This window comes from Luteibacter rhizovicinus DSM 16549, assembly GCF_001887595.1.
Classification (GTDB): Bacteria; Pseudomonadota; Gammaproteobacteria; order Xanthomonadales; family Rhodanobacteraceae; genus Luteibacter; species Luteibacter rhizovicinus.
Window position 1 is genome coordinate 908,196 of the sequence record NZ_CP017480.1, and the last position, 25,531, is coordinate 933,726.

General features: G+C 64.8%; 24 protein-coding genes and 1 tRNA gene. 10 read left to right on the forward strand and 15 right to left on the reverse strand.

Translation table 11 applies throughout. The features are described 5' to 3' along the window. Positions 1-57: 57 nt before the first annotated feature. From BJI69_RS04245 to BJI69_RS04285, 10 genes are all read right to left on the reverse strand, one after another. Entirely contained in the window at positions 58-1,482 is a 1,425-nt protein-coding gene (locus BJI69_RS04245; protein WP_046967848.1) for an efflux transporter outer membrane subunit, read from the reverse strand. Then, the gene (locus tag BJI69_RS04250) at positions 1,475-2,662 is read right to left on the reverse strand and encodes an efflux RND transporter periplasmic adaptor subunit (RefSeq protein WP_046967849.1); all 1,188 of its coding nucleotides are present in this window, start codon (positions 2,660-2,662) and stop codon (positions 1,475-1,477) included. The genes BJI69_RS04245 and BJI69_RS04250 overlap by 8 nt, the downstream gene beginning before the upstream one ends. Next, complete coding sequence (locus BJI69_RS04255; protein ID WP_046967850.1) at positions 2,652-5,891, reverse strand: efflux RND transporter permease subunit; 3,240 nt, start codon at positions 5,889-5,891, stop codon at positions 2,652-2,654. The genes BJI69_RS04250 and BJI69_RS04255 overlap by 11 nt, the downstream gene beginning before the upstream one ends. Positions 5,892-6,009: 118 nt before the next feature. Next, the gene (locus BJI69_RS04260) at positions 6,010-7,428 is read right to left on the reverse strand and encodes a sensor histidine kinase (RefSeq protein ID WP_046967851.1); all 1,419 of its coding nucleotides are present in this window, start codon (positions 7,426-7,428) and stop codon (positions 6,010-6,012) included. Next, complete coding sequence (locus BJI69_RS04265) at positions 7,425-8,090, reverse strand: response regulator (RefSeq protein ID WP_046967852.1); 666 nt, start codon at positions 8,088-8,090, stop codon at positions 7,425-7,427. Before BJI69_RS04265 ends, BJI69_RS04260 begins: the two co-directional genes overlap by 4 nt. Positions 8,091-8,185: 95 nt before the next feature. Next, on the reverse strand, positions 8,186-8,989 hold the full coding sequence (locus tag BJI69_RS04270; protein WP_125902976.1) for an SEL1-like repeat protein: 804 nt from the start codon (positions 8,987-8,989) through the stop codon (positions 8,186-8,188). A 122-nt stretch (positions 8,990-9,111) separates the two neighbouring features. Then, positions 9,112-9,285 (reverse strand): hypothetical protein, encoded by a 174-nt coding sequence (locus BJI69_RS22485; protein ID WP_154670738.1) that lies wholly within the window; start codon positions 9,283-9,285, stop codon positions 9,112-9,114. A 35-nt stretch (positions 9,286-9,320) separates the two neighbouring features. Continuing rightward, complete coding sequence (locus tag BJI69_RS04275) at positions 9,321-9,632, reverse strand: AAA family ATPase (RefSeq protein WP_046967853.1); 312 nt, start codon at positions 9,630-9,632, stop codon at positions 9,321-9,323. 127 nt (positions 9,633-9,759) lie between these two features. Continuing rightward, positions 9,760-11,259 (reverse strand): site-specific integrase, encoded by a 1,500-nt coding sequence (locus BJI69_RS04280; RefSeq protein ID WP_046967854.1) that lies wholly within the window; start codon positions 11,257-11,259, stop codon positions 9,760-9,762. A 93-nt stretch (positions 11,260-11,352) separates the two neighbouring features. After that, positions 11,353-11,426: transfer RNA gene (locus tag BJI69_RS04285), tRNA-Gly, on the reverse strand. 135 nt (positions 11,427-11,561) lie between these two features. On the opposite strand from BJI69_RS04285, the gene BJI69_RS04290 reads away from it, so the two are divergent. From BJI69_RS04290 to BJI69_RS04315, 6 genes are all read left to right on the forward strand, one after another. After that, positions 11,562-12,305: a hypothetical protein gene (locus tag BJI69_RS04290; RefSeq protein ID WP_125902977.1), complete on the forward strand. Its 744-nt coding sequence runs from the start codon at positions 11,562-11,564 to the stop codon at positions 12,303-12,305. Positions 12,306-12,364: 59 nt separating this feature from the next. Further along, positions 12,365-12,565, forward strand: a complete 201-nt coding sequence (thiS, locus tag BJI69_RS04295) for a sulfur carrier protein ThiS (protein ID WP_046967855.1) — start codon at positions 12,365-12,367, stop codon at positions 12,563-12,565. Between the two features lie 27 nt (positions 12,566-12,592). After that, positions 12,593-13,393 (forward strand): thiazole synthase, encoded by an 801-nt coding sequence (locus tag BJI69_RS04300; RefSeq protein WP_046967856.1) that lies wholly within the window; start codon positions 12,593-12,595, stop codon positions 13,391-13,393. 1 nt (position 13,394) lies between these two features. After that, entirely contained in the window at positions 13,395-14,123 is a 729-nt protein-coding gene (gene trmB / locus BJI69_RS04305; protein ID WP_046967857.1) for a tRNA (guanosine(46)-N7)-methyltransferase TrmB, read from the forward strand. A 47-nt stretch (positions 14,124-14,170) separates the two neighbouring features. Continuing rightward, the gene (poxB, locus tag BJI69_RS04310) at positions 14,171-15,904 is read left to right on the forward strand and encodes a ubiquinone-dependent pyruvate dehydrogenase (RefSeq protein ID WP_046967858.1); all 1,734 of its coding nucleotides are present in this window, start codon (positions 14,171-14,173) and stop codon (positions 15,902-15,904) included. A gap of 175 nt (positions 15,905-16,079) precedes the next feature. Next, positions 16,080-17,897 (forward strand): SLC13 family permease, encoded by a 1,818-nt coding sequence (locus BJI69_RS04315; RefSeq protein ID WP_046967859.1) that lies wholly within the window; start codon positions 16,080-16,082, stop codon positions 17,895-17,897. A 9-nt stretch (positions 17,898-17,906) separates the two neighbouring features. On the opposite strand, the gene BJI69_RS04320 is transcribed toward BJI69_RS04315, so the two are convergent. Next, positions 17,907-18,248, reverse strand: a complete 342-nt coding sequence (locus BJI69_RS04320) for a Rieske (2Fe-2S) protein (RefSeq protein WP_046967860.1) — start codon at positions 18,246-18,248, stop codon at positions 17,907-17,909. Between the two features lie 79 nt (positions 18,249-18,327). Here BJI69_RS04320 and BJI69_RS04325 point away from each other — a divergent pair, with 79 nt between their 5' ends. The 4 genes from BJI69_RS04325 (at position 18,328) to BJI69_RS04340 (ending at position 20,954) form a co-directional block, all read left to right on the forward strand. After that, positions 18,328-18,621 (forward strand): hypothetical protein, encoded by a 294-nt coding sequence (locus BJI69_RS04325; RefSeq protein ID WP_046967861.1) that lies wholly within the window; start codon positions 18,328-18,330, stop codon positions 18,619-18,621. Positions 18,622-18,709: 88 nt separating this feature from the next. Next, positions 18,710-19,588: a methylated-DNA--[protein]-cysteine S-methyltransferase gene (locus BJI69_RS04330; RefSeq protein ID WP_046967862.1), complete on the forward strand. Its 879-nt coding sequence runs from the start codon at positions 18,710-18,712 to the stop codon at positions 19,586-19,588. 68 nt (positions 19,589-19,656) lie between these two features. Beyond that, positions 19,657-20,565, forward strand: coding sequence for a drug/metabolite exporter YedA (yedA, locus tag BJI69_RS04335; protein WP_046967863.1), 909 nt, complete (start codon positions 19,657-19,659; stop codon positions 20,563-20,565). A gap of 119 nt (positions 20,566-20,684) precedes the next feature. Continuing rightward, positions 20,685-20,954 carry a hypothetical protein gene (locus BJI69_RS04340; RefSeq protein WP_046967864.1) on the forward strand — a complete coding sequence of 90 codons (270 nt, stop codon included), beginning with the start codon at positions 20,685-20,687 and terminating at the stop codon, positions 20,952-20,954. A gap of 21 nt (positions 20,955-20,975) precedes the next feature. Here the strand turns inward: BJI69_RS04340 and BJI69_RS04345 are convergent, their stop codons facing one another. The 4 genes from BJI69_RS04345 to BJI69_RS04360 are packed head-to-tail and all read right to left on the reverse strand — an operon-like array spanning position 20,976 to position 25,452. Further along, the gene (locus BJI69_RS04345; RefSeq protein WP_046967865.1) at positions 20,976-22,298 is read right to left on the reverse strand and encodes an ABC transporter permease; all 1,323 of its coding nucleotides are present in this window, start codon (positions 22,296-22,298) and stop codon (positions 20,976-20,978) included. A gap of 10 nt (positions 22,299-22,308) precedes the next feature. Further along, on the reverse strand, positions 22,309-23,475 hold the full coding sequence (locus BJI69_RS04350; RefSeq protein ID WP_046967866.1) for an ABC transporter permease: 1,167 nt from the start codon (positions 23,473-23,475) through the stop codon (positions 22,309-22,311). Positions 23,476-23,489: 14 nt separating this feature from the next. Next, entirely contained in the window at positions 23,490-24,176 is a 687-nt protein-coding gene (locus BJI69_RS04355) for an ABC transporter ATP-binding protein (RefSeq protein ID WP_046967867.1), read from the reverse strand. 19 nt (positions 24,177-24,195) lie between these two features. Further along, a complete protein-coding gene (locus BJI69_RS04360; RefSeq protein ID WP_046967868.1) occupies positions 24,196-25,452 on the reverse strand; it encodes an efflux RND transporter periplasmic adaptor subunit in 1,257 nt (418 codons plus the stop codon). Between the last annotated feature and the right edge of the window lie 79 nt (positions 25,453-25,531).

The following is a 25,531-nucleotide window of genomic DNA, read 5'->3' on the forward strand; positions in this document are numbered from 1 at the left end:
GCGATTTCTCCTAGGGATATGAAAAGGGATGGCGACTCGCCCATCCGGACCTGACGATCAGCGATCGTTCCAACCACCGCCCAGTGCGCGGATCAGGTCGACGCTGGCCTGTAGCTGGCGGGTGCGGACGCGTTCTGCCGTGCGTTCCGCCTTCAAGGCGGTCGCCTGCGCCGTGACCACTTCGAGATAGCTGACAACCCCTTCGTTGTAGCGGTTGGTCGCCAGCGACTGTGACTGTCTTGCCGCAGCCGCGGCCGCGTTCTCCTGTTCGCCTTCGCGACCCAGCGCGCGCAACAGCAACAGGTTGTCTTCCACCTGCCGGAAGGCATTCAGCACCACGCCGCGGTAATGCGCCGAAGCGGCGGCGAACTCCGCCTTTGCCTCGGCCTCACGTCCTCGACGCAGACCGCCGTCGAGGAAATTCAGCGACACTGACGGTCCGAGGCTCCAGAACTGATTCCCAGCGGCGAGCAGAGCCCCATGGCCGACATCCTGCCAACCCAAGGCGGCGCCGAGACTCACGGTCGGATAGAAGGCCGCGCGGGCCACGCCGATGCCTGCGTTGGCTGCAAACGCGCGGCGCTCGGCGGCCGCGATGTCGGGCCGACGTTCCAGCAAGGTAGAAGGCACGCCCACGGGAATGGCCGGCACGGTGAGCGTTACGTCCTTCGCCGGAAGCGAGAACGTCGATGCCGGCTCGCCGATCAGCACAGCCATGGCGTTCTCGGTGAGCGCCCGCTGCACGCCCAGTTCGGTTGCCTGGGCCTGCGCATCGGCATACAACGCATTGGCCCGCGCAAGATCGAGTCCCGAGGAGACGCCGCCGTCCATCCGGTCCTGCGTCATCGTCCGGCCCTGGCCGAAGGCGACCAGGGAATCGTCGAGAATCCTTCGCTCGACATCCTCGCCGCGAAGGCGGATGTAGAGATCCGCCAGCTGCGCCTGTAGGCTGAGCCGCGCGTTCGCGAGGTCGGACTCGGCCGCATCGCTACGCCCCTTTCCCTGCGCCACTTCGTTGCGAATACGCCCCCAAAGATCGAGGTCGTAGCCGGCGCGGAACCCGATCGTGCGCGTGTCGTATTCATCTGGCTGACCGGATCCGCGTAGAGGGCGGTTGTCCGACTGACGATCGTTCGTGGGGCTCGCGTCGACGCCGGCCTGGGGCGCCTGTTGCGAGCCGAGCTCCTGCAGATAGGCCAGCGACGCGTCGCGTCGCGCCTGCGCGACACCGATGTCCGCATTCCCGGTGTTGAGCCTGTCTTCGAGTCCGTCCAGCACCGGGTCGCCATAGACCTGCCACCAAGGCCTCCGTGCGTTCGCGTCGTCGGGCTGCGCCTGGGTCCACCCCGGCGGATACGCCGCGGTTTTGTACGTCTCGGGAAGCTTGCCGGCCGGCGGCCTCACGTAGGCCGGCGCGAGCGAACATCCGCCGACCATCAGCAACGCGGCCACAGGGCACAGACGCAGCACCGACTCAAGCATCCTTGGCACGTCGATGCCCTCCGTCCGTCGGCAACGCGAGCCGGACGTCGTCACCCTGGCTCAACGAATCGGTGGGGTGATCGATGATCCGGTCGCGTGGCTGAAGGCCCCGATCGATCTCGAGCTTGTCCCCCAGGTCCATCGCGATGTGCACATCGCGAAGGATGACTTTATCGTCCTTGCCCAGGACGGCCACCTGCGGCCCAGCGGCGCGAAAAAGCAGCGTCGTCGCCGGCACCGTTACCGTATTGGCGGCGGCATGCGTGGTCAGCTGCACTTCGGCGAAATCACCCGGCAGCAGATCCTGCTTCGGGTTCTCCACCTCGAACTGGGCCAGCAGCGTGCCCGAGGTCCGGTTGATCGCCTGTGACGTGCCTATCAGCCTGCCTTCCACGGTTTCACCACCGTGGCCCAGCACCAGCAGTTTCACTTTCATGCCGGGCAGAATCGATGAGGCGTAGCCCTGCGGAACCTGCGTATACAGTCGCATCCGGTGCGTGTCGGCAACGGCGAAAAGAGGTTCGCCTCCGCTCGTGTTCGCGGTGATCAGGTCGCCGATATCGGTGTTGCGAGCGGTCACCGTGCCGTCGAACGGGGCGACAATCCGCTTGAACGACTCGAGGGCGGCGAGGCGATCCACGTCGGCTCGCGCCGCCAACTGGTTGGCTGCCGCCGTCTCCGCCTCGCTGGCCTTTTCGTCCGCTTCCTGATGGGACACCGAATGGGACTCGAGCAGGTTCTTCCAGCGTTTTGCCGTGGTCTCGGCCAGGCGTACGCCCGCCTGGGCACGTGCGAGTTCGGCCTTCGCCTGCTCCAGCTGCTGATCGAGTTCCGGCGTCTCGATGGTGGCCAGCAACTGGCCCGCGACCACCTTCTGGCCGATATCCGCGTGCCACGCCTTCAGGTAACCCGCGACGCGGGCATGGATGGGCGTGGCGATCCACGCATCAAGGTGACCTGGCAGGGTCAGTGCCTGCGTATCGCCCATGGCCGATGCGGAGATCACCTGCACACTCGGGGTCAACTGGGCCCGCGTCCACGTGCTGAGGTCATGCGACTCCACGGCACGCAGTGACAGGCCGGCAACGACGCCGGTCACGGCAAGCGCCAGGCCGATGGCGAGCCACAGGCGAACGCGCGGCGGCCGCCTCGACAGGGCGACGGTGGGATCATGCGACATGAGGCTGTTCCCCGATGAGGTTCTGTCTGGACGGAACGGCCACCGTCCGACCATGGACAATGGCGAAGATGACCGGCACGAGGAGCAAGGTGGCGAAGGTCGCGAACATCAGGCCACCGATCACGGCACGGCCGAGCGGCGAGTTCTGTTCCTGGCTGAGTGCCATCGGCAACATGCCGATGATCATCGCCAGCGCCGTCATGCACACCGGGCGGAACCGCGTAAAGCCCGCCTCGAGCGCCGCCTTGACCGGGTCGCCGTGCTCGGCGAGGCGCTCGCGACAAAAGCTCACGACGAGAATCGCATTCGCCGTTGCCACGCCCATGCACATGATCGCGCCGGTAAGTGCCGGCACCGACAGGCTGGTGTGCGTGAGGAACAACAGCCAGACGATACCGGCCAGTGCGGCAGGCAGTGCGGTGATGATGACGAACGGATCCACCCACGACTGGAAATTCACCACGATCAGCAGGTAGATCAGCAGGATGGCGCCAATGAGGCCAAGCAAGAGCCCGCTGAAAGCCTGGTTCATCGTCCCGACCTGACCATGCAGGCTCACCAGGGATCCCTTCGGCCGCTGCGACGCGAAGCGCGCCAGCACAGCCTGCACGTCACTGGCGACGCCACCGAGGTCACGTCCCTGGATGGACGCGTAGATGTCGTAGGCCGGCATGATGTTGTAGTGCGAAACAACCGCGTCGCTCGGGCCACGCGTGAAGCTGGCCACGCCGCCCAGAATCTGTGTCGCCCCGTTGCCGGAAGCCGTGACCGGAAGCGCCCTGAGATCGGCCATGGAGTCCATCAGGTACTGAGGCGTCGCGGCGACAATGGCGTATGACACGCCGTTGCGGGGATTGAGCCAGAACGCCGGCGACACCTGTGAGCTGCCCGCCAGCGAGGCCACCATGCTGTTGGTGACGTCGCGCTCGGTGATGCCCAGGCTATCCGCCCGCACACGATCCACTTTCACGTTGAGCTGTGGATAGCTGGAGCTCTGCTGGAGGCGTACATCGACGATGCCGTCCACCCTGCGCAGTTCCTTCATGATCTTCTCGGCGTAGGCTTCATTCCCTGCCCTGTCCCGTCCCGCAATGGAGACATCCAGCGGCGAGGGCGAGCCGAAGTTGAGGATCTGGCTGGTCATGTCCGCCGGAAGGAACGCGAATTGCGTGCCGGCGAACTGACGCGGAAGCGTCTCGCGAAGTCGCTTGATGAAGCCGGCTGCTGGCCGGTGCCCATCCTTCAGCACGATCTGGATATCGCCATCTTGCGAACCGATGGTGCCGCTGCTGCTGTAAACGAGGTTCACGCCGCTCATCGGCAAGCCGATGTTGTCGATGACGGTCTCCAGTTGGTCGGGTGGAATGACCTGGCGAATCGCCTGCTCGATATGATCGAACGACGCCGCCGTCTCCTCCACGCGCGTACCCATCGGCGCGCGCACATGCAGGGATATCGCATCCGAGTCGACGGCCGGAAAGAAGTCGCGACCCAGCGCGGGAACGAGAACGAAGGACAGCAGGACAAAGCCCATGAAACCCACGACGAACCGCCGACGATGATCCATGGCAATGGCGAGCATGCCGTAGTAGCCATCGCGAACGAGAGTGAAGCGGTGCTCGAAGCCCGCCTGAAACGCCAGCAGGCCGACGACGAGCCGGTGACGAGGGACAGGACGATGCTGGTCGCCCTCGTGGTGATTGATGTAACTGTCCTCCGGATGCGCCCCCGCACCGGCTTCGACGCGATGTGGTTTGAGCAGGAACATGGCAAGCGTGGGGACCAGCGTGCGCGACAGGATGAACGACGAGACCATGGCGAAGATCACCGCGAGCGCCATCGGGCGGAACAGGAAACCGGCGATGCCGTCGAGCATGAACATCGGTATGAACACGATGCAGATGCAAAGCAGCGATACGAAGGCCGGCGTCACGATCTGTTTGGCGCCGTCCATGATCGCGGCGATCACCCCTTTACCTTGCTCCAGATGCCAGTTGATGTTCTCGATGGTCACCGTGGCGTCGTCCACGAGGATGCCTACCGCCAGGGCGAGCCCTCCGAGCGTCATGACGTTCAGCGTCTGCCCGAACAACGACAGCAGGGTGATCGCGGAGAGGATCGATAACGGAATGGATACCGCAATGATGACGGTGGAGCGCCAGCTACCCAGGAACAGCAGGATCATCACCGAGGTAAGCACCGCGGCGATCACACCCTCCCGCGCCACCGAGGTCACGGCGGACTTTACGAAGATGGACTGATCGCTGAGCAGACTCATCTTCAGCGAGGCCGGCTGCGTCTCCGCGATGAGGGGAAGTAACTTCTTGATGCCTGCGACCACGTCGAGTGTGGATGCATTGCCATTCTTCAACGCAGGCATGAGTACCGCGCGCTTGCCGTCGACGCGGACGATATTGTTCTGCGGCGGCGCACCGTCACGAACGTGGGCGACGTCACCGATGATGATGGTTGCCCCGTTGACGGTCTTGATCGGCAACTCGTTCAACTCGTCGATGGCCGAGGGACTGTTGTTAAGCTGGACGTGGTATTCGAACGTGCCGATTTTCGCCGTACCCACAGGGATGATCTGGTTTTGCGCGGCCAGTGCGTTGCCCACATCCTGCGCAGACAGCCCTTTCGCAGCCAAGGCCTGCGGATTGAGGTCCAGGGTCACCTGCTTCTGCTTGCCGCCGTACGGCGTCGGAATGGCCACCCCGGGCACGGAGATCAGCGTCGGCCGCATGAAGTTCTGCGCGATATCGCGGATGGTCGCTTCCGACAACACGGGGCTGGACAACGCCATTTGCAGCACGGGCACGGTGGATGCGTTGTAGTTGAGGATCAGCGGCGGCGTGATGCCGGGTGGCATCTGCTTGACCACGGTCTGCGAGATGGACGTGACCTGGGCCGTCGCAGTGCGGATATCCACGCCGGGCTGAAAGAAGATCTTCACGATGCCGACGCCGGGCAACGACTGCGACTCGATGTGCTCGATATCGTTGACCGAGGTAGTGAGCTGTCGCTCGTAGTAGTAGATCACTCGTCCCGACATCTGATCGGGTGGCAGGCCGTTGTACGTCCAGACCACGCTGATCACCGGAATGCCGATGTTCGGGAAAATGTCGGTAGGTGTCCGCAACGCGGCAAGCGGCCCGGCGATGAGGATCAGCAGGGCCAGCACGATGAAGGTGTATGGCCGCGCCAGTGCGATGCGGACTAGCGCCAGCATGGGCTGACACCGGTCACGTGGCGTGATGCGTTACGAATCATCGGCGGTATGGATGGAATCCGGCCTGGCAGGAGTGCCGCGAGTCAGTTTCCTTGCCGATGCTTTTGGAAATCTTTTGTCAGCGGTTCGTCGGCCTGTCGACGGCCGGTGCGGCGGCGATGGAAATATGGACGACCAGTCCTTTTCCGGACGGTGCTTCGAGCAAGGTGATCCAGCCATCGTGCAGCTCGACGGCACGCTGGACGATACTCAGGCCGAGGCCGAACCCTGTCCCTTCGCCTTCCGAGCCGCGGTGAAAACGCTGAAAAGCCGCCTCGCGGCGTTCGGCGGGAATACCGGGCCCGTCGTCGGAGACGGTGATCAGGGCCCGACCCTTATCGCGGCCGAGCGTGATGTCGACATGGCTTCGTTCGGGCGTGTGCCGCAGCGCATTCTCGACCAGGTTGCGGAACATCGCGGTCAGGGCTACCTCGTGACCGGACACGACCAACTCAGCGTCGTCGTGATTGAGGCTGAGCTCGATCTCCTTCTCGGCGATCCCGGCGGCCAGTTCCTCCACCACCTCGGTAGCGAGGGTGACCAGATCGAGCGGAACGCGGTGCTGCGAGGCCGCACCCGCTTCCAGGCGCGCGATGGCCAGGATCTGTTCGATCCGGCGAGCGAGGCGCGCCAGACTACGGCGCGCGTTACGCACCGTGTATTGAATCTCCACCGGATCGTCGGTGATGAGTGCGCTTTCCATGTGGATCATGGTCGCGGCGAGCGGCGTGCGCAGTTCATGGGCGACGTCGCCCGCGAAGCGTTGCTCGCGCTCGAGGGCGTCCTCCAGTCGGGCGAGCTGCTGATTCAGGGTAACGATCAGTGGCTTGATCTCGTCTGGCGATCCGTCGACGGCAATGAGCTTGCGGCTGCCAGGCTCGCGTCGCGCCAGAATACGGGTAAGCGTGTCCACCGGCTTGAGCCCCCGTCTCACGGCCAGCCCGGCCAGAAAGGCGAGCAGCGGCAAGCCGATCACCAGGGGCAGTCCATGCTCCAGCATGAGTCCGTTGGTGATATCGGTGCGGTTATCCGCGCGCTCGCCGATACGAATCGTGAGGTTGAAGCGATTGGTCAGCGTGAACAGGCGCCAGCGCGCGCCGTCATGCTCCCTGTTGCTGAAGCCACGTTCGTTCGGATCGGGCGGCGGAAGATCGGCGAGGTTGGCGGTAGCCGCAATCAGCTTGCCGTGAGGGTCATAGGCCTGGAAACCGACTTCGGGCTCGTAGTTCTTGGCATGGACCGACACCACCACCGTGCCTCGCTGCGCCTCGGTGGCCAGCTCCAGCGTGCGCGTCGGATCCTGCGTCGCGTAGTCGCCCTGACCGTAGGCGATGAGCGTACCCAGGGTTCGACCCGCCTGCGCGAGCCTGCCGTCGAGCAGGTGATTCATCTCGCTCAGCTCGCGCTGGTAGCTGATCGTCCCCAGCGGGATGAGCACGACCACCTGGACAAGGATGATCAGCCAGGTGATGCGCGTGCGCAGGCTGCCGGATGTCACCGGGGCTCCCTCGGCATCATGTAGCCGATGCCACGTACCGTATGGATCACTTCGGCGCTCAGCTTGCGACGCAACCAGTGCACCTGCACCTCGATGGCGTTGCGATCGACCACGGTGTCGAAACCGTAGACCGAGCCTTCGAGGGATTCCCGCCGGACGATACGTCCCGCGCGCTCCATCAGGATCCGCAACACGGCGAATTCGCGGCGGGTGAGGGAAATGCGCTCGCCACGAAAGACGACATCGGTCGTGGCCAGATCGAGCACCAGCCCGCCCACTTCCACGCGGTTGTCGACCAGGCCCTGGGCCCGTCGGGTCAGGGAACGGATGCGTGCGGCCAACTCGCCGAGGTGGAAGGGTTTGACCAGATAGTCGTCGGCGCCGAGATCCAGTCCCTTGATGCGGGCCTCGGGTGCGTCGCGAGCGGTCATCACGAGGATGGGCGTCTTCACCCCTGCGCGACGGGCCTCCAGCAGCACCTCCAGGCCGTCCTTGCCCGGCAGGCCCAGGTCGAGCAGCACCAGGTCCACCGCCCCGTCGGCCAGTGCCGCTGCCGCATGGCGGCCATCGGAGAGCCAGGTCACCGCGTAGGACTGCTGTTCAAGCGCGTGCTTGATCGCTTCGCCCAGTTCGGCGTCGTCTTCCAACAGGAGGAGGTGCATGAGGGGGTGCGGGCTCGAGGGGCGGTTGAACACACAATGATCGCCTGCGAGCCTTTTCCCAACCTTTTGCGATCGCCGTCGGCGCCCCTCAGGCGCTATGGCCTGCCGGACGCCGCGGTACCGGGCTCGTTGGCGGAGGGTGGCGTCGTATCGATGGCGCCCACGGTGACATGCCCGCTCCAATCCTCGAACACCTCGCCCGCCTTGCTGTCGACGTACTTCACGACCACCGGCGAGGGTACGCAGGACGAGGTCATGGCGCTGACCGTGTCGGCATCCATGCTCCCGCTACCGGCGAGCTTGCTCGGATCGCGAAGGCCTTCCATGCAATACGTGCCCGACGCCGCGGCACCGATCAGGCGACGGGTCCCGTCGCGATAGCGCTCTTCCGCACGCGGCGCGGCGACGGCATCGCCGTAGGTTTTCTTCATGGAGGCGAGGTAGTCGTCTGCCTTGGCCAGCTCCGCCGGACTGAGCTGAGCCTTCAGCTCATCGTACGGCGCCTGGAACCGCGCGGTGTGTCGCTCCGATGCCAGCGCGAACCACGCCAGCGCGAGCGGTCGATTCACCGGTTGCTGATCGCCGTTCAAGGCCATGACGCCGAGGACGTACTGGGCAGGCTTGCTGGCCCAGCTCGCCGCTTCCTTGAAGAACTTGTCCGCGTAGCGGTGTTTGTTCTCGCCGTAGCTCTGGGTGGCCAGGCAGTAGAAGTATTCACCCGGGAGGAACTTCTCCATGCCGGAGATGCATTTCGCGCTGGCGAGTTGATCGTTGCTTGGTGGCGGCGTGGATTCCTGGGCATCTTGCGCCTTTAGATTCGGCGCACCGAGACCTAGCAGAAGTGAAAGCAGGGCCGTATTGGCGCGACCTGAAAAAGCGTTCCGGCGTGATGTGGACATCGCTGTATCTCTCCGTGATTCCGCGAAGTCTAGCTGCAGAAATATCTCAGGAGAACGGCGTAAACATGCGAATCCATCGCACTAGTTTGCGATCCCGGGCAATGGAGCGAAAGGGCCTGGACTCATGCGTTCATCACGTCGCACAGCGCGATCAGCTCGCTTTCCATGATGGACGCCGACGTAGTCAGCTGGTGAATGGAGATTTCAAATGCAGCCTCCATGGGCGATTTCGTCTTGAGAAACTCGTCGGCGTTCGTTTCCGACCAATGTTCCGGAAAGGCGTCTGTCTCTGGCATAGCTCACTCCCTCCTGACGGCAACTCTGGGGGATGCTACAACGGACTAGATCCGTGGGGCGCTTCGGGTCGATACCCATCACCGTTGACCGGAGGCGTTCCACCCGGGAAATCATCGAAGGTTAGGTCTCCATGCTCCATGGCTACTTCATATGCGCGGAGGATGGAGCTTTTGCCTGTGTTGTTTGGTCCGACCAACACAACGATATCGTCGAGCTCGATTTCCACAGCCTTCTTGCCAATCGCGCGAAAGTTGCGAATGGTCAACTTGTGCAGACGGGCCCTGGGCGCAATGGCCTTTTCTTCTTCAGGGATGTCTTCCGTCTTCTTCGTCTTTTTCGGCGCCATCTTGTCCTCCTGTTAAATATTTACTGCCTGCCGCAATCAAATATTCCTTCGATTGGGCGAGACAATCATTCCCTCGTCGACTCTTATCTTTGGCCGCAAGCTGTGGAACACCGAGTGTTCTTTCCGACTATTTCATTCTCATCCACTGGGTTCGCTGCTCGGACCCGTATTTCGGCAAAATTACCTTAGCCTCAAACTTCGCCAATGCCGCCACCCGCTCCGGCAGACTCGGCGCATCAATGTAGAACTTGGGCAACACGCCGCCGGACAGCCCATGCCCAGTGATGCGGGCAATCGTCCCGTGACCGACGCCGGCCCGGTCAAGCCGCGTGGCCATCGTGTGTCGGAACGCATGAAAACCCATGCCAGAGTCACTGACACCCCGGCCCTTGATGTACGTCGAGAACTGCCGGCTCATTTGCCGGCCGAATCCGTTGCCATCGTGATTGGGCAAATGCGGAAACAATCGCTCCTGCTCGGCACTTTTCATGTCTTCAACAAATGCCATGAAACCTGCATCGAGAAGCGGTTGAGCAATAGGGATGAACCTCAATGAGGATTTGTTCTTGAGCTTTTGGCCGGGCTTGCTTTTTCGGATGTGAAACCCCGGCACGCCGTGCTCAGTGGCGATGTCATCGACGTAGAGCTGGCAGACCTCAGTGATTCGAGCCCCTGAAAACAAGCCAATCAAGGGCGCCCAGAACCGGTGCGGGTACTTCGCGGACCACTGGGCGAACGCTACCGGCTCAAAAATGGCGTCGAGCTCGGGCTGGGTGAACGCACGCCCCGTATCGTCTTCGGCGTCGAACTTGGATGCCTTGGCGATGCCCTTCAATGGACTTTTTTGGAAATGGTCGTTGTCCATCAGAAAATTGATGAAGACCGACAAGCGCTGGCGATGTTTGCTCAACGTGTGAGCTGCTGGTGGTTCGCCGCCCGCTGTTTTGGCTTTTGCGATGATTTGCCGCACCGACAGTCCGGCATTCTCGACCTGCTTGGACGCGTTGCGCGGCCAAAACGCCACTTCATCAAAAAACAGCCGGCAATCATCGGCATTCAATGCCGACGCTTGCTTGTCCCCGACGATGCCCACGAACAGCCTTAGGGTGTGCCGGCTGTCCAGAACCGTTTTCTTTTCGCGCTTGGCCCGCTCCAGGTCTCCGAGATGCACGGAAATCTGGTGTGAGAGGAGACCCTCTTTCTTGGGGATGGTCTTCGGCGCGGAAGCGACCGGAACGGGTGATGTTTCTGCAACCGGGGCCGGCTGCGTGGCCTCCCGGACAAGCTCACGGAACTGCCGTTGGTCTGCGGGAGTGTCGATTTGCACGTTCCGGAATGTCACGCCATTGGGCAGCGACACTTCGCCCAGAGTCAGGTCCCGGCGACCCGCGATGCGGGCAGCATCCAGTGCTTTCTTGAGGTCCACGCCTTCCCCCTTCCGTAGGCTGCCGAACGCCTGCGAGAGTGCCACAGCCATGGTCTCGGCAACCAGCCGGGCGTGGTCACCTTTGACCATCTTCAGAGGGCGGACGAGGAAGCGGGAGCCGACGATGCCCAAGAGGTCCGCAGGCACACGGAAGCGGACGTAGAGTCCGGCGGGGCGATGGAGAAAGAGGGGCTTTGGCATGAGGCGATACCCAAAACGATACCTATTCGAAGGCCGTTTCCGGGTATCGCTGATTGCCCGAACCCGTTGTGCCCCAAGGGCTACAGCAGGTTATGGAGCGGGTGAAGGGAATCGAACCCTCGTCAGTAGCTTGGGAAGCTACAGCTCTACCATTGAGCTACACCCGCATCGGCAGGGGATGGTAATACGTCGGCGCCATCCGGGGAAAGGTAGCGCCCGGCTGAACGCTCCAGGGAGCCACACCGCCCGGCCCCGGCGGCGGGCGCATAATCGTGCCAGGGAATTCTTACGAGGACCGGGCCATGCATCGAATGCTCTCGCTTTCCGTCGTCGCCGGGCTCGCGCTTGTGGCGGCCGGCGCGGCCTCGGCCCAGTCCCGTACCGTGTCCACGGCCGACATGCCCAAGCCGGGCGTCAGCTATATCTCGGGCCCCTCCACGCCGGAGCGGCGGGAAACCGTGAGCACGGGCAGCCTGCCCCAACCCGCGCGGCTCTACGTCAACGGCCAGGTCTCGAGCGGCAGCTACGAGAACCAGCGCGGTAGTTATGGCAACGGCGGCTATGGCGACCAGTCAGCCAACTACAACAGTGGCGGCTACTACTCGGGCGGCTACGGCAACTACCCCAACAACGGTAACTACCCAGGCAACGGCAACAATGGCTACGGCCGCGGTCATGACCACGATCACGGGGGCTATCCGGGAAACGGGGGTTACCCCGGCAATGGCGGTTACCCCGGCAACGGCAACAACCACGGCGGCAACGGCTACCAGCCGCCCGGCAACTCGGTCAGCGTCGGCCAGAAGCCCAATCCACCCAACGGCACACCCCGCGTCGTAGCGGCTCCGCCGCCCAGACAGGATCGCGACCCGTACCACAACGGCAACAACGGCTGGAACCAGTACCCCCAGCCGATTCCGGTGAACACCGGCGCGAACGCCAATCGCGGCTCGCAGCCGGGTACCGGCATGGGCACGGGCAACCAGCCAGGCACCGGGGTTCCGCTACGCGGCGGCAACGGCAACGGCTACGGGCGCGGCCGCTGAGGCCAGATCGCTTAGGCACGTAGTTCGCGGCGGCCACGGCCGCCCGTTACAATCGGCGGATGCATATCACCCTCAATGGCGATGCGCGTGACTGCGCGCCCGGCACGTCCGTGTCGTTCCTGCTCGATGCCGCCGGTTACGCCGGCAAGCGCGTGGCGGTGGAGATCAACCTCGAGATCGTGCCGCGCAGCGCGCACGCGACCCAGCTGCTCGCCGATGGCGACCGGGTCGAGATCGTCCATGCTATTGGCGGCGGCTGAGCCGCGCCCACCGACGGAAGACCCCGCATGAATCATTACTCCCACGCCGACGACGATCTGCTCACCGTCGCCGGACGCACGTTCCACTCGCGCCTGCTCACCGGCACGGGCAAGTACAAGGATTTCGACGAGACCCGTCGGGCGACGGACGCCGCCGGCGCGCAGATCGTCACCCTGGCCATTCGCCGGGTGAACATCGGCCAGGATGCTAGCCAGCCGAACCTGCTCGACGCGCTGCCGCCGGATCGTTTCACCCTGCTGCCGAACACGGCCGGCTGCTACACCGCCGACGATGCCGTGCGCACCTGCCGCCTCGCCCGCGAGCTGCTCGACGGCCATAACCTGGTCAAGCTCGAAGTCCTCGGCGACGAGCGCACGCTCTATCCCGACGTGGTGCAGACCCTGGTCGCCGCCGAGAAGCTTGTCGCCGACGGCTTCGACGTCATGGTCTACACCTCGGACGACCCGATCCTCGCCCGTCGCCTGGAAGAGATCGGCTGCGCGGCGATCATGCCGCTGGCCGCGCCGATCGGCTCGGGCCTCGGCATCCAGAACCGCTACAACCTGCTCGAGATCATCGAGAACGCCAAGGTCCCGGTGATCGTCGATGCCGGCGTCGGCACGGCCTCGGATGCCGCGATCGCGATGGAGCTCGGTTGCGACGGGGTACTGATGAATACCGCTATCGCCGGAGCGAAGAATCCGGTGCTGATGGCGCATGCGATGAAACTCGCCGTGGAAGCCGGTCGTGCCGCGTTCCGCGCGGGCCGCATTCCGCGCAAGCGCTTCGCCTCGGCGTCGAGCCCCGTCGACGGACTGGTCGGCTGAGATGACGAACAACGACGACACCAGCACCGGCGACGCGCCCTACCTCCGCCGCATCCGCAGCTTCGTGCTGCGCGAAGGCCGGATGACCTCGGCGCAGCAGCGCGCCTTCGACGACCATTGGTCCCGCTTCGGCCTGGATTACCACGGCAGCGAACGTGACTTGGGCACCGTTTTCCAGCGCGAGGCGCCACGCGTCCTGGAGATCGGCTTCGGCAACGGCGAAGCGTTGGCCTGGGCCAGCGAGCACGATCTCGCGCGCGACTACATCGGCGTGGAAGTCCACAGCCCCGGCGTCGGCCGCCTGATGAACGCGCTGGCGGCACGCGAGGCCACCAACGTGCGGCTGTACAAGCACGATGCCGTCGAAGTGCTCGAGCACGAGATCCCCGCCGGCAGCCTGTCCGAAGTACGCATTTGGTTTCCGGACCCGTGGCACAAGAAGCGCCACAACAAGCGCCGACTGGTCCAGCCCGCATTTATCGAACGGCTCGCTTCGCGCATGGCGCCGGGCGGCCTGCTTCACCTGGCCACGGACTGGGAGGCGTATGCCGAGCACATGCGCGAGACCATGGAAGCCGCACCGGGCTGGCATAACCGCGTCGGGCCCGGCGTGAGCGCCGATCGTCCGGCATGGCGCATCGAAACCCATTTCGAGCGCCGCGGCACCCGACTGGGCCACGGCGTCTGGGATTACCTGTACGAATGGCAGGGCACGACGACGGCGCCTTGACCGTCCGGTCGGCATAAAGGGGGCTTCGTGCTTACGGAGTCCCCCCGATGTCCATCGCCAGCGTAGCCGACCTGATCGCTGAAACCCTCGAAGAAGCCGGTGTCCGCCGCATCTACGGCCTGGTCGGCGACAGCCTCAATGCCATCACCGACGCCCTGCGCGAGCGCAAGCGTATCGACTGGGTGCACGTGCGCAATGAAGAAGCCGCGGCCTTTGCCGCCGGTGGCGAGTCCCAGCTCACCGGCGAACTGGCGGTCTGCGCGGGCAGCTGCGGTCCCGGCAACCTGCACCTGATCAACGGCCTGTTCGACTGCCATCGTTCGCGCACGCCGGTCCTGGCCATCGCCGCACACATCCCCAGCGCCGAGATCGGTAGCGGCTATTTCCAGGAAACGCATCCGACCGAGCTGTTCCGCGAGTGCAGCGTCTACTGCGAGATGGTGTCCGATCCGGCGCAGATGCCGCACGTGCTCGATTCCGCTATCCGCGCGGCGGTGGGCCAGCGCGGTGTCGCCGTGGTGGTGATTCCTGGCGACGTGGCGATGCGCAAGGCGCTGGTGAAGGCGGCGACGCCGGCGGCCGGCCTGCTGCCTCCGAAACCCAAGGTCATCCCTGCCGAACGCGAACTGGATGCGCTGGCCGCCCTGCTCAATGCGGGCAAGCGCATCACCCTGCTCTGTGGCCGCGGTACGGCCGGTGCCCATGCCGACCTCATCGCCCTGGCCGATGCGCTGAAATCGCCGATCGTGCATGCGCTTGGCGGCAAGGAATACGTCGAGTACGACAATCCCTTCGATGTCGGCATGACCGGTCTGATCGGCTTCAGCTCCGGCTATTACGCCATGGAAGACTGCGACACCCTGCTGATGCTGGGCACTGATTTCCCCTACCGGCAGTTCTATCCGGAAGAGGCGAAGATTGCCCAGGTCGACCTCCGTCCTGGAAATATCGGCCGCCGCTGCCGGGTCGACCTCGGCGTGGTCGGCGACGTGGGCGAGACGATTCGTGCGCTGCTTCCGCGCATCGAACCCAAACGCGTGCGCGGCCACCTGGATCGCTGCCTCGCCCACTACACGCGGGCCCGCGAGGATCTCGACGAACTCGCGGCGATCGAGCCGGGTCACGACCTGATCCATCCGCAGCAACTCACCCGGCTGGTCAGCGAGCTGGCCGAAGAGGACGCGATCTTCACCGTCGACGTCGGTACGCCCACGGTGTGGGCCGCGCGCTACCTGCGAATGAACGGCAAGCGCCGCCTGCTCGGCTCCTTCGTGCACGGATCGATGGCCAACGCGATGCCCCAGGCGATCGGCGCCCAGGCCTCGCATCCGGGCCGCCAGGTGATCTCGCTCTCCGGGGATGGTGGCTTCAGCATGCTGATGGGCGACTTCATCACGCTCGCCCAGCAAGGGTTGCCGGTGAAGGTGATCGTGCTCAATAACGGCACTTTGGGCTTCGTCGAGCTGGAGATGAAAGCGGCAGGTCTGCTCGAAACGGGCGTCGAACTGAAGAACCCGGACTTCGCGGCGATGGCCAACGCCATGGGCATCCACGGCCGTCGGGTCACCCGCGCCAGCGACCTGCCCTCGGCAGTCGCGGAGGTGCTTTCGCACGAAGGCCCGGCCCTGCTTGACGTGGTCAGCAATCGACTGGAGCTGTCCATGCCACCGAAGATCAGCGCCGAGCAGGTGAAGGGCTTCAGCCTCTACGCGCTGAAAGCGGTCATGAGCGGCCGTGGCGACTCGATCCTCGATCTCGCCCTGAGCAACCTCAGCCGCTGAGGCACGTCGCCGAGCACAGGGAAGTGGGCTGCGATGCGGCCCGCTTCAGCCGGGAGCCACCCCCAACGCGTATACTCCTGCGGCATCAATCGCCGCCTGGCAAGACCATGCCACCGCACGTCCCAATCGACCGGAACCGGATAGCCGGCTAGTGGCTCTTACCCTCACTCCCGAAATGATGCTCGTGCTGGGCCTGGTGGGCTTCACCATGCTCATGCTTGTTCTGGAGTGGATCCGGGCCGATATGGTGGCCCTGCTTGTCGTAGTCGTGATCGGCCTCACCGGCCTGATCCCCGGCGATCAGGTGTTCAACGGCTTTGCCGGTAACGCCGTCATCGCCATCATCGCCATCATGATCATGGGTGCTGGCCTCGACCGCGCCGGCGTGCTCAACCTCACCGCTGCTTTCGTCATGCGCATGGCACGCGGCGTCGAATCGCGGCTGGGCGTGGTGGTCAACAGCGTGACCAGCCTCTTCAGTGCCGTGATCCCCAGCCAGGCACTGGCGGCACTGATGATTCCCGTGACCAGCCGCCTGTCCGCCCGCACCGGCGTGCCGATGTCGCGCCTGCTGCTGCCCATGGCGTTCTGCATCCTCACCGCGACCAACACCACGCTGATCGCCAACTCGCCGCTGATCGTCCTCAACGACCTGATCGCCAGTGCGAACAGCAACCTGCCGCCGGGTGCGCACACCATCCCCAAATTCGGCCTGTTCAGCGTGACACCCGTGGGTCTCGTCCTGGCTGTCGTCGGCGTGCTGTTCTTCTACCTGTTCACCCGCAAGCTGCTGCCCGAGCGTGAAGACGATCGACTCAAGGTGACGCCGGGCCGCACGGAAAGCTATTTCGCGGATACCTATGGCATCGCCGGTGAAACCGCGGAGCTGACGGTCACCGCGGAGAGCCCCCTGGTCGGCATGAGCATCGGCGAGGTGGAGCAGCTGCACGGCGCCCCGCTGATCCTGGCGATCAAGAACGGCAACGAGAGCCGCGTGGCACCGCCATCCGACCAGATGATCTGGGTGGGTACGGTACTCGGCGTGCTGGCTCCGCGCGATGCCATCAATGCCTTCGCCAACAACCAGTTGTGCCGCGTGTCCATGCGCATGCGCCAGCTAGGCGAGCAGTTCAACACCACGCGCGCCGGTATTTCCGAGGCGGTCGTGCCGCCCAGCTCGCGCTTCATCAAGCAGACCGTGGGTGAGCTACGCCTGCGCAAGCGCTTCGGTATCTCGGTACTCGCGGTGAACCGTGGCGACGAAGTCTTCCGCGAAGACGTGCGCGCGGTCAGCCTGCGCGCCGGTGACACGCTGGTCCTGCACAGCAAATGGCGCGACCTCCTGCTGGCCGAGGAAGATCGCGACTTCGTCGTGGTTACCGACATTCCCAAGGAAGAAGCGCGCCCCGGCAAGATCTGGCAGGCCGTCGGCTTTTTCGTGCTGGCGAAGTGCCTGGCCCTGTTCACCCATCTCGACCTGTCCGTGGCGATGATGACCGGCGCCGTCGGCATGCTGCTGACCGGCGTGCTGAACATGGACGAGGCCTATAAGGCGATCAACTGGAAGACCATCTTCGTCACCGCGTGCCTGATCCCCCTCGGCTGGTCGATGGATTCCACCGGCACCGCCTCGTGGATCGCCCAGGAAGTGCTTGCCGTGCTCGGCCACGCGCCGCAGTGGACGCTGCAGCTGTCCATCGCCGTGCTCACGCTGATGTTCTCGCAGGTCATGTCGAACGTGGGCGCCACGGTGATGATGGTGCCGATCGCGATCAGCGTGGCCGTGAGCACGGGCGGCAACCCCTCGGCCTATGCGCTGATCGTGGCCGTATCGTCCTCGAACACGTTCCTGCTGCCCTCGGGCCATCCGGCACTGATGATGGTCGCCGGTCCTGGCGGCTATCGCGCGAAGGATTTTCTTCGTGTCGGCCTGCCCCTGACGATCATCGTGCTGACGCTGACCCTGGTCACGATCAACTTCATGTACCGATAAGCAGGCCCCTCAGGCCAGCCGCACGACGCCGTCGTGGACGGCCACCGGCACGGCGCGCAGCCGGTCGCCCCGGCAGGGCCCCGCCGTGCAGTCACCGCTGTCGGCCGTGAAGGTGGCCCCGTGCGCTGCGCAGATAATCGTCCCGTTGCGGACCAGGAAACGGCCTGGCGCGTAGTCGAGCCGCCGTCCGGCATGCGGGCAGACGTTGAAATAAGCGTGCGCCTCATCGCCGTGCCGGTAGACCAGGAGCGATTCCACCTCATGGTTGACGAGGGCCTCGACTTCGATGGCATTGCCGTCGGGAATGTCGGTCAGAAGGCAGAGAGGAGGAGTGTCGGTGTTAGGAGTCATGGCACTTGTCTATGAGGATGGGTTGCCCCAAGGTAAAGGGGTACCACGCATGTCATTGTGCCATACGGATTTTTAACCAATGCGCTTCGTCTTCCCGCCCATTCGCCGCTCGCGCAATCCACTCGCCCGCGCCCTGTCCGTCGTGGCCGGTCTGGCCGTGCTTGGCGTCCTGTTGGTGTTCGGTGTGGTCGTCATCGGCGTGTTGCTGGCCGGTGGCCTCGTCTTCCTGGCCGTACGCCAGTGGAAGCTCGCCCGCGGCGGTGCGTCTGCCGCGACTCAGGCATCGGCGGCGCCGACCGCGCACGCGCAGGAGCCGAAGGTCCTCGAGGGCGAGTTCGTCGTGATTCGCCAGCACGACCCCGTCCACCACTGAGTCCTGGTGCAGGCACGCTCCGCGCAAGAAGCGGATGGTGACATGACGCGCCCCAGCCTACGCTGGTCTCCAACGATTGGAGGCCACGATGAAACCCCAGGTCCAGACCATGCGCTCCGCCACCGACGACGCGCTTGAACGTGTCCGCGTCGCGCTCGATCGCGACGACGGCGCCAGCGATCTCGCCACCCTTGCCGCCGTGGCGGGACTCAGCCCCACCCACCTGCAACGCGCCTTCCGTCGCCGCTATGGCGTCAGCCCGGCGGAATACGCCCGCGCGCGACGCTTCGGACAACTGCGTGAGGCCCTGCGTGACGGCGCCCCCGTGACCGACGCGGTCTACGAAGCGGGTTTCGGCTCCGGCAGTCGTGTCTACGAAGAGAGCGACCGCCGGTTGGGCATGACACCGGCCAGCTACCGCGCCGGCGGTGCAGGCGCCTCGATCCGCTATACCACCACCGGGACACCCCTCGGGCGCCTGCTGGTCGCCACCACGGCAAAGGGCATCTGCTCGGTGACGCTCGGCGACGACGACGCGGCCCTGGAAATACGCCTCGCCGACGAGTTCCCGCTGGCCAGCCGCGAGCGTGTCGACGAAGGCCGCGACGAATGGCTGGATGCGGTGATCGCGCGTGTCACCCGGGATCTTGGCTGGGACGATGGCGACACGCCGGCGATGCCACCGATCGATGTCGCGGCGACCGCGTTCCAGTGGCGTGTCTGGGATGCGCTGACGCGTATTCCGCGCGGCGAAACCCTGAGCTATGGCGAGCTGGCCGCGAAGCTCGGCGTGCCCAAGGCGGCACGGGCAATCGGCCGCGCCTGTGGCAGCAACAAGCTCGCCTTGCTGGTGCCCTGTCATCGCATCATCCGCGAAGATGGCAGCCTGGGCGGCTGGCGATGGGGCATGGACATCAAGCAGCAGTTGCTGGCGACCGAGCGCGCCATGAGCGGCGCTCAAGGCTGACCGTCGAACGTTTCGCTACCGCCGCCGGCGCGGCGACGATATCGTTCCGGATTCAGCCTGGATCCCCCATGTCCGACGCCGCCTGTACCGTGAAAGACGCTCCGCTCGCCACCAGTCCCCGATGGCTGGTGCCGGTGTCCCTGTTGTCGATGTACCTGATCTGGGGCTCGACCTACCTCGGCATCCGTTATGCCCTGGTGAGCTACCCGCCTTTCATGCTCGCGGCGATCCGTTTCGCCATTGCCGGCGTGCTGCTGTTCGCGGTGCTGCGCCTGCGCGGCGTCACCTTGCCGACCGCCCGCCAGTGGAAGAACGCGGCCATCGTCGGCACCCTGCTCCTCGCGGGTGGCAATGGGCTGGTCTGCTTCGCCGAACAATCGGTGAGCTCGGGTATCGCCGCGGTCGCGGTGGCGAGCATGCCGCTGTTCGCGGCGGTGTTCGGCGGCCTCTACCGCGAATGGCCGACACGTGGCGAAACCGTTGGCCTGTTGCTGGGCTTCGTCGGTGTCGTCGTGCTCAACCTGGGTGCCGGACTGTCCGGGTCGCCACTGGGCGCGATCGCGCTGATCTGCGCTGCGATGGCATGGGCATTCGGCTCGGTCTGGTCCAAGCGCCAGGACATGCCGTCGGGCCCGATGAACACGGCGGCGCAGATGCTTTGCGCGAGCGTATCCCTGACCATCATCGCCCTGCTCCATGGCGAGCGATTCCCCGCGCATCCACAGGTCGGCGCCACCGTCGCACTGGCCTACCTCATCGTGTTCGGCTCCATCGTCGCCTTCAGCGCCTACCTCTACGTGCTCAAGACCGTACGTCCGGCGCTGGCCACGAGCTATGCCTATGTGAACCCGCCGGTCGCCGTGCTGTTCGGGGTGGCTGTGGCCGGCGAGCACGTGGGGCCGTTCGATCTTGCCGGCATGGCCATCATCCTCGTCGGCGTCGGAACTATCACACTGATGCGAACGCGCAAGGCCTGAAGGCCGCAGTTTGTGAAGTACGTCGCATCTATGCCCTTCGCAGGGCACTTTTCAGAATTATTCGATGTTGGTCGCTCATAGCGACACCTAGGCTCGGGCTCTCAATCGCAGGAGCGCCCATGTCTCGCCTTACCCCGAAATCGTCGCGGTGTTCGCGGCGCGCCTACCTCTGTTGCGCCCGCGGCGGCACCTTGTTCGGTATCGCCATCCTCGCCGTGGCCTCCTGCCAGAGCTTCCGCGAAGGCCCGACGACCGGCGCCGCCTCACCCGTCGCGGATTACCTGGAGTACGACGCCTGCCTGGACCGTGGGGGTCGCTGGCTGATGCACGCTCATGCGTGCATCGAGCAGGGCGAGGCAGGCGTTCGCGAACCGCGCGAGGCCCTGTAGAGCGCCGCGCAGGAATCCGGCTCAGAGCTCCCGCAGCGCCGTGGTTACGGGCACGCGCGCGGCACGCAGCGCCGGAAACAACCCGCCGATGAACCCGATGGCGAGCGCCCACTTGATGCCGGTCCACAACAGCGCGCCACTGACGTGGAAACGGAACACCACCTGGCTGAAGTTGGCGCCGAGTGTGGACGTCGAATAACCGTTGAAGACGAGCCAGACCACGCCCGCCCCGATGAGTCCCCCAAGCAGGGCCAGCATCATCGTTTCGAGCATGACCGAGACCACCACCGGAACCCCGCGGAATCCGATGGCACGTAACGTCGCGATTTCGCGGGCACGTGCCTGGATGGCGGCGAACATCGTATTGAGCGCACCGAAGATCGCGCCGATCGCCATGATCACGCCAACCGTGATGCCCACGGCGCGCAGCACCTTGGTGAGTCCTTCGGATTGCTTGCTGAAATAGTCCTGAGTGGTGCTGACATCCACCTTGAGTCGCGGATCAGCGACGAGGCTGGCCTTGAGCGTGTCGAAGGCCTTCGGCGAATCCAGCAGCACGGTGACCGACTGCACGCTGCTGCCGCGACGATAGGCCGACGCCACGCTCTGCGTATCCGCCCATAGCTCGGACTCGAGCGCATCGTGCGATTCGAACACGCCGACCACGGTCCAGGTCTGCCCGGCCAGGCGAAGCGTCTTGCCCACGTCGATACCCTCGAACTGTGCCTTGGCACCCTTGCCGACGATGATCTCGCCCAGGCCAGGGCGGAACGTGCGCCCTTCGACGATCTTCACCTGATCCCTCAGTTTCCAGACGTCGTCGCTCACGCCACGAATGGGCACGTTGGAGTCGCTGTTCGGATCGCCCCGGCGTGGCAGGTTGGCGACGACCACCAGTTCACCGGACGCGATCGGCTTGCCTTGCGCGTCCTTCTTCACGCCCGGCGCCTGCATCACGATATTGGCGCTATCGCGATCGAGGATCGAATTGAGTTCGGCCTGCGAGCCGCCGCGCAGCACGATGGCGGTGCGGTCGTTGCCGGTGGATCGCAGCGTTTCCGCAAAGCCATCGCTCATAGCCAGCATGGCCACCAGCACGCCGACCACACCGGCGATGCCGACCACGACGACCGAGGACGAGCCCAGCCGCTGGGTGACCGTCGCCAGTCCCACGCGGGTCACCTGCCAGGTCTGTCGCCCGCGGCGGGTCAGGGCCATCCACAGCGCGAGGACCACGCCGAGCGCCACCACACCTTGCCAGGGCAAGGCGATCCACAGGGCGAGAAAGGCCGCGACGATGAGCAGCATCAGCAGGCCGAAACCGAATTTCTTCAAGGCATTCATGGGGTATTCCTCAGCGCCCGGCGAGCGCGTCGACGATATTGAGACGCATGGCGCGGATGGCGGGGAGTGCGCCGACGAGTGCACCGATCACCACCATCAGCATAAGTCCGAGGATCCAGGTGGAGGCACCGATCGGCGGGAGGTTGAGCATGCCGCCGCTGCCCTTGGCGACGATCGGCACGACGACGCCTGCCAGCGCCAGCCCGAGCACGCCGCCAAGCACCAGCAACAGAACGCCTTCGGCCAGCACCATGCCCAGCACGCTCTGGCTGGAAAACCCGATGGTCTTCAGCACGGCCAGTTCGTTCGTGCGCTCGCGCACCGCCTGCGCCATGGTGTTACCGGTCAGCAGGATGAGGGTGAAAAACACGGCCCCCATGATCGCCGAGACGATCAGGCCGATATCGCCGAGCTGCTTGGCGAACGAGGCATTGAAGGCTTGTTCGGTCTGCGTCTTGGTCTCGTGATCGGAATTGGCGGACAGCGCGTCGATCGCCTTGGCCACGCTATCGGCCTTGTCGGCGGACGTGAGCTTCACCACATACCAGCCCACGGTGGTGCCGATGCTGTGGAACGCGTTGGCATCCTCGAAATACTTGTGATGGAAGAAGAACTGTTGGTCCGTGCCGTTGGCCGCACCCTTGGCCGGGGTATAGATGCCGACGATGTCGAAGGGCCAGGTCTTGTCGCCATTACGCTGCGGAAAGATCGTCGATTGCAGGGGTATCTTGTCGCCCACCTTCCAGCCGAAGCGCTTGGCAAGCGCGTCGCCAACGATCGCACCGGTGCGCGTGGTTTCGTACGCTTTCCGCTGCTCCGCGGGTAATTCCATCTCGTGATAGATGTCCAGGTAATTGTCGCTGACGGCAAAGCTGAGAACGAAGTTCTTCGGATCCTGGTAGATACCGCCGAACCAGTTCGCATAGCCAACCGACTTCACGCCGGGGATGGCTTCCATGCGCGTTTGCAGGCTGGCCGGCAGCGACTGGATGATCGAGTAGCGCGAGGTGGTGATCAGGCGATCCACACCGATCACGCTGTCGCCCGAATCGAAGGCCGCACGCGTGGCGTCGAGCATGCCGAAGAGCAGGAAGGCGGCGAGAATCGACACCAGGGTCAGGAACGTGCGGGACTTGCGCCGGAACAGCGCCGCCCAGATCAGATGCATGTATTTCATGCGGAGGTCCTCACTCAGGCCACGGCTTGTTCGACGAGGGTGCCCTTGTCGAGGTGCAGCGTGTGGTTGGCGTACTCGGCGGCCTTGGGATCGTGAGTGACCATCACGATGGTCTTGCCGTGCTCGCGATTGAGTTCGCGCAGGAGACCAAGGATGTCCTCGGCGGACTGCCGGTCGAGATCGCCGGTCGGCTCATCGCAGACGAGCAGTGTCGGATCGGACACGATGGCCCGGGCAATCGCCACGCGCTGCTGCTGACCACCGGAGAGTTCCGACGGTTTGTGCGTGGCGCGATCGGAGAGGCCCACCAGTTGCAACGCGATCGATGCATTCTGCTTGCGCTGCGCCGCCGAGAGCTTGGTCAGCAGCAGCGGCAGTTCCACATTGCGCTGGCCGGTAAGCATGGGCATGAGGTTGTAGAACTGGAAGACGAAGCCGACGTGCGCGGCACGCCACTTGGCCAGCGCACCCGAGCCGAGCCGGTCGATGCGTTCACCGGCCACCGTAATGCTGCCGCCCGTGGGTGTGTCGAGTCCGCCGATCAGGTTCAGCAGCGTGGTCTTGCCCGAACCCGAAGGCCCCATCAGCGCGAGGAAGTCGCCTTCCTCGATCTTCAGGTTCACGCCATGCAGCACTTCCACCTTCTGCCGGCCGCGTTCGTAGACCTTGGAGAGATCCTGGATATCGATCAGGGTAGCCATCGTTCTGTCTCCGTACGCGTCAGGGCGTGGTTTTGGCGAGGCTGACGGCGGTGCCGTCGGCGAGGGATGCGGGGGGTGCGACGACGACCGTGTCACCGGCGGTCACACCGTCGGTCACCAGGCGCGTGTCCGCGCTGCCTGGTGTCGTAGCCGTCACAACACGACGCCTGGCGGTGTTGTCCGCGATGACGAAGACGATGTCGTGACCGTCGCGCTGGACGACGGCGGCGGCGGGAACGAACACGCCCTTGGGAGCCGTCGATGAAGCAGCGGCACGACGTTCGAGGAAGGACACCCGCACACCCATGTCGGGCACGATGCGTGCGTCCTTGTTCTCCAGCGCGACGCGGACCTTGACCGTGGCCTTGCCGCGATCGGCGGCCGGCACGATGGCGATCACGTGGGCGGGGATCTTCCAGTCCGGGTACGCATCGAGCACTGCCTCGGCAGGCATGTCCGGCTGCACGCGGCCGATATAGGCCTCGTTGACGTCGACGTCGATCTCCAGCGAGTCCATGTCGACGATGGTGCCGACGCCAGTGCGTGTGAAACCACCACCGGCGGAGAGCGGCGAGACGATCTCACCGACCTGCGCGGCCTTGTCCGTGATCACGCCGTCGAAGGGCGCACGAATCACCGTGTAGTCGAGATTGACCTGCCCGACCCGCACCTGCGCGTCGGCGGAATCGGCCTGACGTCGCGCCGTGTTGAGTTGCGCGCGAAACGTACTGGCCTGGGTGCGGGCCTGCTCCGACACCTGCTTCGATACCAGCCCCCGTCCGACCAGCGCCTCGGCACGATCGGCGTCGCGCAGGTTCTGATCGAGCTGGGCCTGGGTCTGGACGACGGTGGCGCGAGCCGCCGCGGCGCTTGCACGGGCAGCGTCGAGACCGGCGCGCAGGGCGTTGTCCTCGAGGCGGGCGAGCACCTGTCCTTTCTTAACCCGGTCGCCCTCCTCGATCAGCACCTCGGTCAGCGTGCCGGTGATCTGGGCTGAGACCGTGGCCTGGCGACGCGCCGTCACATAACCGGTGGCCTGAAGCACCGCACCCGCCTCCGCGCTGGCGGACGGCGATACCGCCGTGGCGGTCTTCACCTCGACCGGCCGATGCGCGACCAGGGCCCAGGCGCCGGCAGCGAGGGCAAGCAGGACCAGGATCACGCCAGCCACGATCAGTGCCAGCCGGAGCCCCTTGCCACTGCCCCCACCCCCATGGGCTTCCTTGTGCGATTTATCGATCTTCAGCTGCCGCAGCAGCTCGGCGTTCGAATTCATGCTTCCCTCTGCCCCTGCGATCACACTGGATGGCAAGATCATGCGACCCGGGCCGACGCTGCACCACTTCCGCCCATCA